This window comes from Pseudomonas sp. NCIMB 10586 (assembly GCF_023127895.1).
In the GTDB taxonomy this organism is placed as follows: domain Bacteria; phylum Pseudomonadota; class Gammaproteobacteria; order Pseudomonadales; family Pseudomonadaceae; genus Aquipseudomonas; species Aquipseudomonas synxantha_A.
In genome coordinates, this window is sequence record NZ_SPKQ01000052.1 from 24,097 (window position 1) to 30,416 (window position 6,320).

The 6,320-nt window shown below is 60.1% G+C and carries 7 protein-coding genes; 3 read left to right on the top strand and 4 right to left on the bottom strand.

The window, feature by feature from the left end; translation table 11 throughout:
* The first annotated feature begins 39 nt into the window (after positions 1-39).
* The gene (locus E4P01_RS26990) at positions 40-1,233 is read left to right on the top strand and encodes a YgcG family protein (protein WP_216091584.1); all 1,194 of its coding nucleotides are present in this window, start codon (positions 40-42) and stop codon (positions 1,231-1,233) included.
* A gap of 106 nt (positions 1,234-1,339) precedes the next feature.
* Here E4P01_RS26990 and E4P01_RS26995 read toward each other — a convergent pair whose 3' ends face one another.
* The 3 genes from E4P01_RS26995 to E4P01_RS27005 form a co-directional block, all read right to left on the bottom strand.
* Positions 1,340-1,729 (bottom strand): hypothetical protein, encoded by a 390-nt coding sequence (locus tag E4P01_RS26995; protein WP_032880769.1) that lies wholly within the window; start codon positions 1,727-1,729, stop codon positions 1,340-1,342.
* Between the two features lie 317 nt (positions 1,730-2,046).
* The gene (locus E4P01_RS27000) at positions 2,047-2,538 is read right to left on the bottom strand and encodes a GNAT family N-acetyltransferase (protein WP_032880770.1); all 492 of its coding nucleotides are present in this window, start codon (positions 2,536-2,538) and stop codon (positions 2,047-2,049) included.
* A 250-nt stretch (positions 2,539-2,788) separates the two neighbouring features.
* Positions 2,789-3,391 (bottom strand): response regulator transcription factor, encoded by a 603-nt coding sequence (locus E4P01_RS27005; RefSeq protein ID WP_032880771.1) that lies wholly within the window; start codon positions 3,389-3,391, stop codon positions 2,789-2,791.
* A 98-nt stretch (positions 3,392-3,489) separates the two neighbouring features.
* Between E4P01_RS27005 and E4P01_RS27010 the strand changes: the two genes are divergently transcribed.
* Positions 3,490-5,103 (top strand): hybrid sensor histidine kinase/response regulator, encoded by a 1,614-nt coding sequence (locus E4P01_RS27010; RefSeq protein ID WP_248130189.1) that lies wholly within the window; start codon positions 3,490-3,492, stop codon positions 5,101-5,103.
* On the opposite strand, the gene E4P01_RS27015 is transcribed toward E4P01_RS27010, so the two are convergent.
* Positions 5,093-5,428, bottom strand: a complete 336-nt coding sequence (locus tag E4P01_RS27015; protein WP_032880773.1) for a hypothetical protein — start codon at positions 5,426-5,428, stop codon at positions 5,093-5,095. The genes E4P01_RS27010 and E4P01_RS27015 overlap by 11 nt on opposite strands.
* Before the next feature lie 175 nt (positions 5,429-5,603).
* Here E4P01_RS27015 and E4P01_RS27020 point away from each other — a divergent pair, with 175 nt between their 5' ends.
* Positions 5,604-6,086 (top strand): GNAT family N-acetyltransferase, encoded by a 483-nt coding sequence (locus E4P01_RS27020; RefSeq protein WP_216091582.1) that lies wholly within the window; start codon positions 5,604-5,606, stop codon positions 6,084-6,086.
* Positions 6,087-6,320 lie beyond the last annotated feature (234 nt).

The following is a 6,320-nucleotide window of genomic DNA, read 5'->3' on the forward strand; positions in this document are numbered from 1 at the left end:
AAGTCGGCAGCTTAAGGAAGAAACCTCAGGTAACAAAACATGATAGGGAATTGGCGTCAAAAGGTCTCGGGTTTGCTGGCCCTGGTGCTCCTGGGCGTGCTGAGCATAGCCCAGGCGGACACTTCACCGATCGGGGTCGCCCTCGACCAGCGGGTGATTGACCTCACCAACACCCTCGACGCAACCACCACCCAGCGCCTTAAAAACCAGCTTGGCGACCTTGAAGCGCGCAAAGGCGCGCAAGTCGCGGTGTTGCTGGTGCCGACCACGGGCGGCGCCGCTATCGAAGACTATGCCAACCAACTGTTTCGCGCCTGGAAGCTGGGGCGCAAGGACGTCAACGATGGCATCCTGCTGGTAGTGGCCAAGGCTGATCGCGCAGTGCGCATTGAAGTGGGCTACGGCCTGGAAGGCATCGTCACCGACCTGCTGGCTCATCGCATTATTGAAGAACAGATCACCCCGGCGTTTCGCCAAGGTGATTTTGCCGGCGGTGTGCAACAGGGCGTGGACGCATTGACCGTACTGGTGGACGGCGGTGACTTACCGCCATTGGCGGGCGCCGGGATCAACCCTCAATTTATCGCGTTGCTGGTGGCGTTTATCCTGGGCGGCTTGGGCGGCGTGGCGGTCGCTGCCGGCAAGCTGCATTGGCGCCGGGCGTTGATCGTCACCGTGGCGGCCACGCTGTTGCTGACGCTGCTGGCGGGCGGTCGCGAGTGGCCGATGTTCCTGTTTGTCATGCCGCTGACGCTGTTGATAGGCGGCGCGATATTCGGCGCGCTGTGGCAGGTGCGTACGCTGTTTTACTGCGTAATCGGGCTGCTGGCTTATATCCTCGGGTTGGTGGTGGCAAACCAGTACGTGGACGTCAGTTTCATCCATTGGCTGCTGTGGCCACTGGGCGTCTTGGTGGTGCTGGGGTTGTACCTGGTGCTACTGCTGATCATGAGAGAGACCTGGCGCACCAGCCGTGCAGGTTTTAGTGTGCGACTGCTGGCGGCGGTAGTCGTGTACGTGGTGGCAGGGTGGGTGATTGACGGCGGCCGCGACGGCTGGCTGTTGGCGTTTCCCATCGCATCGTTTGTCGCGCTGATCATCTTCGGCAAGGTCGGCGAAGGGACGGGATCGGGTAGCGGCTCCAGTTCGAGTTCCAGCAGTTCCAGCTCCAGTGACAGTTCCTCCGGTGGCGGTGGTTCCAGTGGTGGCGGAGGGGCTTCCGGCAGTTGGTGACGCGTTAGCCGATACCCACACTTTCGAACCCCCCCATGGCAAGCGGGTGTTTGGCAATGCCATGGGGAGGCACAACGGTTTGGACCGCAAACAGCCGGTTGCAGTGTTACGCCTTGACCCAATCGCCCTTGCCATCGGATTTGATTTCGAAATCAATGGGGTCACGGTTGGCGTTGCCTGGAGCGTTTTCAACGGCCTTTTCGTCCGACGGCAGGAAGTTGCGATCTAACTGGCTGCGGGCAGTGTTGACCTGAGAGTTGTCGACGGCCTTTTCGTCCGCAGGCAGGAAGTTCTGATCCAGCCGACTACGGTTGGCGTGGGCCCTGTATTCGTCGCCGATGTTCTTCCAGCCGCCCTTGCCATCGGACACTTCTGCATCGTCCCCAATCTGGTTTTCTTCCTTGGGGTTGTATCTGGCTTTGTCGTTGTCGATCCTGCCGTTGTCAACGGGTTGGTATGCAGGGAAAGATGGGCTGGAACCATTGATTGAAGACACGATTGCACCTCTCTGATAGCTGGGATATTGACCCGCCAGGACGTGGTCCCGGCTCGGCGTTTCGCAGGCTACAGCGCCATGAGCAGTCGCTCAATGCGGCCCATTTCGGGTGAATGTAACCGAGTGAAACCGCTGTGGTCGCGGGTTTCCAAATAGTGAGAGTGGCGATAGGTGCAATCCGGCAAAAGGGGCAGCAGAGTCAGGCTGGATGTAAGAAAGCGTCGTTGGTTCTCAGGTTTTCATTTGTAGAAATACATTTGACGGCTCAGTGGTGTGCGCTTGTTTCACGATTGGAAACAGTTATGTAATGACCTTTCTTAGACAGTTCTCACCATTTCATGCCACGCCATCCCACCGTGATCCGACGGCGAAGGACGCACATAGGTGTAGCCCATGCGGGTGTACAACGGCACGTGCTGGTGCTTGCACATCAGGTGAATCGTCTGCTTGCCCATTGCTGCCATGCGCTGCACGAACGCGGTCATCAGTTTTTTTGCATAGCCTTTGCCTTGATGTGCCGGGTCGACCACCACCGACATGATCACCACATTCGGCGCCTCGGCCACATGGCCTACCAACTCCTTGAATGCCTCATCCGACATCACCACATTGTGGGCACAGCCGGAATTGATGAAACCTGCGATTTCGCCATCCGCCTCCAGGATCAAAAAGCCCTGGGGATACTGGGCGATGCGCGTGGTGATTTTTTCCAGGGTGGCGGCTTCGTCGCCTTCGTATGCACTGGTTTCGATTTCAAAGCAGCGGTGGGCGTCGGTGGGCAGAGCGGTACGCAGGGTAAGGGTGGGCATGGGTGGTTCCAGGGCGTTGAGCGAAAGGCAACATCATAAAGAAACGTCGAGCTTATGGCACAGCAAGGCCATTTGCTTGGAGGGGAAGGTGTGAGGTTCAACTGAAATATCGGATGCAGAGCGCAGGCCTGACTGATGCGACTCAGTCCAATGTGGGAGGGGGCTTGCTCCCGATGAGCGAGTGTCAGTAAACGCATCTTGGACTGACCCACTGCCATCGGGAGCAAGCCCCCTCCCACATTTGGACGACCTAGAATTCCCCGGAATACTTTACTGCCGCCGCCGCCCGCGACGGCACATTCAAACTGCGCAGCAATGACGACACATGAATGCGCACGGTAAACGGCGAAATATCCAGGGCCTTGGCGATTTCCTTGTTGGTCTTGCCCTGGGCAATCAGGCGCAGCACTTCCTGCTGGCGGGTGGTGAGGGTGTGGGTGTCCAGCGGCAGCAGGCCCGAAGGCGCGAACTTGACCAGCACTTCGCCGGCGCGAATCGCCAGCAATGCCTGGCCGATGTCGTCGGGGGCGATGTTCTTGCCGATGAAACCGTCGGCGCCCAGGGCCATCACCTGTTCGATCAGCGCCGGGTCGTCGACCATTGACACCACGATCAACGTTGTGCGCCGCAGTTGCTGGCGCAGTTCGGCCAGTTGGCTGATGCAAGTCAGGCCGGGGAAGCGCAGGTCGAGGATCAGAGTGTCGACTTCGCTCGGCTCGCACAGCAGCGCATTCACCGTGGCCAGGTCGCCGGCCTCTTGCACCTGGGCATCGGGCAGCAGGCGCCGCACGGTGCGCGCCATGCCTTCGCGAAACATCGGGTGGTCGTCGGCGATGATGATCCGGCCGGTCATGGTGAGCTCCTTCCTGGGGCAAGGTGGTGTCGAGGCATGCTACTTTACCAGCGGGCCGAGGGCCCCTTTTCCAAAGATGATCTGTCAAGGATATGACTATGAGTCCCGAGACCAACTCCGAACTCGATCAGGCTAACCTGCGCATCGTGGTGGCCACCATCGCCATTGTGTATATCAGCGTACTGGGTTTTTTGCCCGGGCAGTCGCTGGACACCTACCTGCCGGTGATCCTGTATATCTTCGGGTTCCTGCTGGCGTTCATCGTGTTGCGCCAGGTGATCGCACGTTGGCCCGGGCATTACCCGGCGCGGCGCATCTTCGGCATGATCCACGACTACACCGGTACGTCGTTCGGCCTGGTGGTGGGTGGTGAGGCGGCGTTGCCGCTGTATGCGGTGATGGTCTGGGTGAACCTGGGCAACGGGATGCGCTATGGGTCGCGCTACCTGGCGATTGCCACGGGGCTGGCGTTGCTGGCGCTGCTGATCGTGTACCAGCTTACGCCGCTGTGGCAGGCGCAACCGTTCATGGTGTTGATGCTGATGATCACCAGCACGGTGATCCCGGTGTACGCCCATATCCTTCTGGAGCGCACGCGCAAGGCTTCGGAACAAGCCATTGCCGCCAACCTGGAAAAATCCCGCTTTCTCGCCCAAGCCAGCCATGACCTGCGCCAGCCGATCCACTCCATTGGCCTGTTCACCGCCTGCCTGCGCGAAGCACGGTTGGGGGATGACGAGCGGCGGCTGGTGGACAATATCGATCGCTCGCTGCTCAACGTGTCGCAACTGTTCCGTTCGATCCTCGACCTCTACACCCTCGACAACGGTCGCCTGTTGCCCAAATACCAGGTGATCCACCTGGGCGACTTTCTCGCCGACCTGGTGCGTCAGAATTCCGAGGCCGCACGCTGGGCCGGCGTGGAGTTGCGCTTGCGCCCCTGCACTCACTGGGTACGGGTGGACCCGGGCATGTTGGCAACCATGGTGCAAAACCTGCTCTCCAATTGCTTCAAGTACGGCGCGCAGCGGCCAGTGCTGATCGGCGTGCGTAGTCGTGAAAACGGCTTGGTCATAGAGGTGCATGATCAGGGGCGAGGGATTGCACGGGAGCATCTGTCAAAGGTCTTCGAAGAGTTCTATCGCGTGCGCCAATTGCGTGACAAGGATGTCGAAGGCGTGGGCCTCGGGCTGTCCATCGTCAAGCGCCTGGGGCAATTGATGGGGATGCAGGTGAGCCTGCGTTCGCGGTTGGGCCAGGGCACCTCGGTGAGCCTGCACGGCCTGGCCCTGGCCACCGCGCCGCGTCAACTGGCGCTGCGCGACGATGTGCGCCAGGCCGGTCTGCTCACCGGTCTGAAAGTATGCCTGGTGGAGGATGACCACAACGTGCTGCTTGCCACCCAGGCGCTGCTGGAGCGATGGGGGTGCCAGGTGCAGGCTGAGTCGAGTGGGAAGGGGCTGGTCAGCGACTGCGATATCATCGTCGCCGACTACGACCTGGGTAATCACGCCACTGGCATTGAATGCATCGACGAGCTACGCCAGCAACGCGGTTGGGCGGTGCCGGCGTTGATCCTCACCGGTCACGACGTGGAGAGAATCCAGGCCGCGTTGCACGACCGTCAGATCGCCATCTTGTCCAAACCGGTGCGCCCTGCGGAACTGCGCGGCAGGTTGCGTGACCTCAGCCAGGAAAAAGTTACTGCATGAACGGTGTCAGCCCGTTGCCACGTGCGCCTTTTGGCTGGCAGTAGGCGGCAGGTTTCATCAGGCCAAAACTGGCGATCGCAAATGCACCGCCGCTGGCCCCGCTTGGTACGGAGCAGTTGTATTCGCCGGACGCAGTGTTGGCGACATAGTAAGTGGTCATGGAATCGCTGCGCACATTGGAAATACGTTTAACCGGCTCGCCCAGGTTGGTTTCCGACAGCTTCTTGAGGTGATCTTCAGTGGGCTTGATATTGCTGCAACCGGCGACGCCGATGATCAAGGCGCCCAGCAGGGCAAGGCGAGTAACAGGGGAGTGGAGTTTCATGGTGCGTCTTCCTTGGGATTGTTTTGGTTTTTCCAGCGCGCAACAAACCCGCACGCAATGAATGCGCGGTGCTGAGGAAGCGTTGGAAGTGCCGAGGAATATAGCGCCGCAGGCGGGCAGGGTCGATTAGCACAAATGGGCTAATGGCAATTTGAAGTCATGGAAGGAACAGGCAGTGTTGGAGATAAAACGAGCTACGCCAGACGACGCCGACAGAGCGTTCGAGATTCGCCGTGACGCCATTCGCGGTCAGTGCATTGGCGCCTACAGCGCGGAGCAAATGGCGCTCTGGACCCGAGGTTGCGCAAGTGATGGCTACAGCGTGTTGATGGACAAACCGTTCTACCTGGGCTGGGTGAACGGTGAAGCTGTCGCTACCGGTATGCTCGATCCTGACCACCATGAGGTGGGAGCGTTGTTCGTGCGGCCTGCGTTCACTGGGCGCGGCTATGGCAAGGCGATGCTTGCGCATGTGGAGGGCATTGCACGGCAGATGGAGATTGAAAAGGTAGTGCTGGACGCCACCTTGAATGCGGAGAGTTTCTACCGCTCGTGTGGTTATGTGGGGGATGAGCAGGCGGTGTATCACTCACCCTCGGGGTTGGTGCTGGCGTGTGTGCCGATGGTGAAGCGGCTGCGGGTCATGCCGGCGCCTTGAATGCCGACCGTAACCACGATGCGAAGCGAGCCGCTCTTGATCTTGCTCTGCTTTTGATCTTAAGCGCCCCGTCAAACCACGCTGGCCGGAATTCGACAGGGATTTGGGGGGTAAACCGGCAGGGATGCCGGTTTAGCTGCCCCGCGCCATGGATGGCGCGTGGCGGCGGCCCCCCAAGTCCATGGCGGATTACGGGCACACCGAGCCTGGGCGAGGTGCCGAGTGGTGGGGCAA

Excerpts from the sequence above, each read along its gene's own strand:
- E4P01_RS27005 (WP_032880771.1), bottom strand. The coding sequence starts at position 3,391 with ATGACCGGCCGGATCATCATCGCCGACGACCACCCGATGTTTCGCGAA.
- E4P01_RS26990 (WP_216091584.1), top strand. The coding sequence starts at position 40 with ATGATAGGGAATTGGCGTCAAAAGGTCTCGGGTTTGCTGGCCCTGGTG.
- E4P01_RS27000 (WP_032880770.1), bottom strand. The coding sequence starts at position 2,538 with ATGCCCACCCTTACCCTGCGTACCGCTCTGCCCACCGACGCCCACCGC.
- E4P01_RS27015 (WP_032880773.1), bottom strand. The coding sequence starts at position 5,428 with ATGAAACTCCACTCCCCTGTTACTCGCCTTGCCCTGCTGGGCGCCTTG.
- E4P01_RS27010 (WP_248130189.1), top strand. The coding sequence starts at position 3,490 with ATGAGTCCCGAGACCAACTCCGAACTCGATCAGGCTAACCTGCGCATC.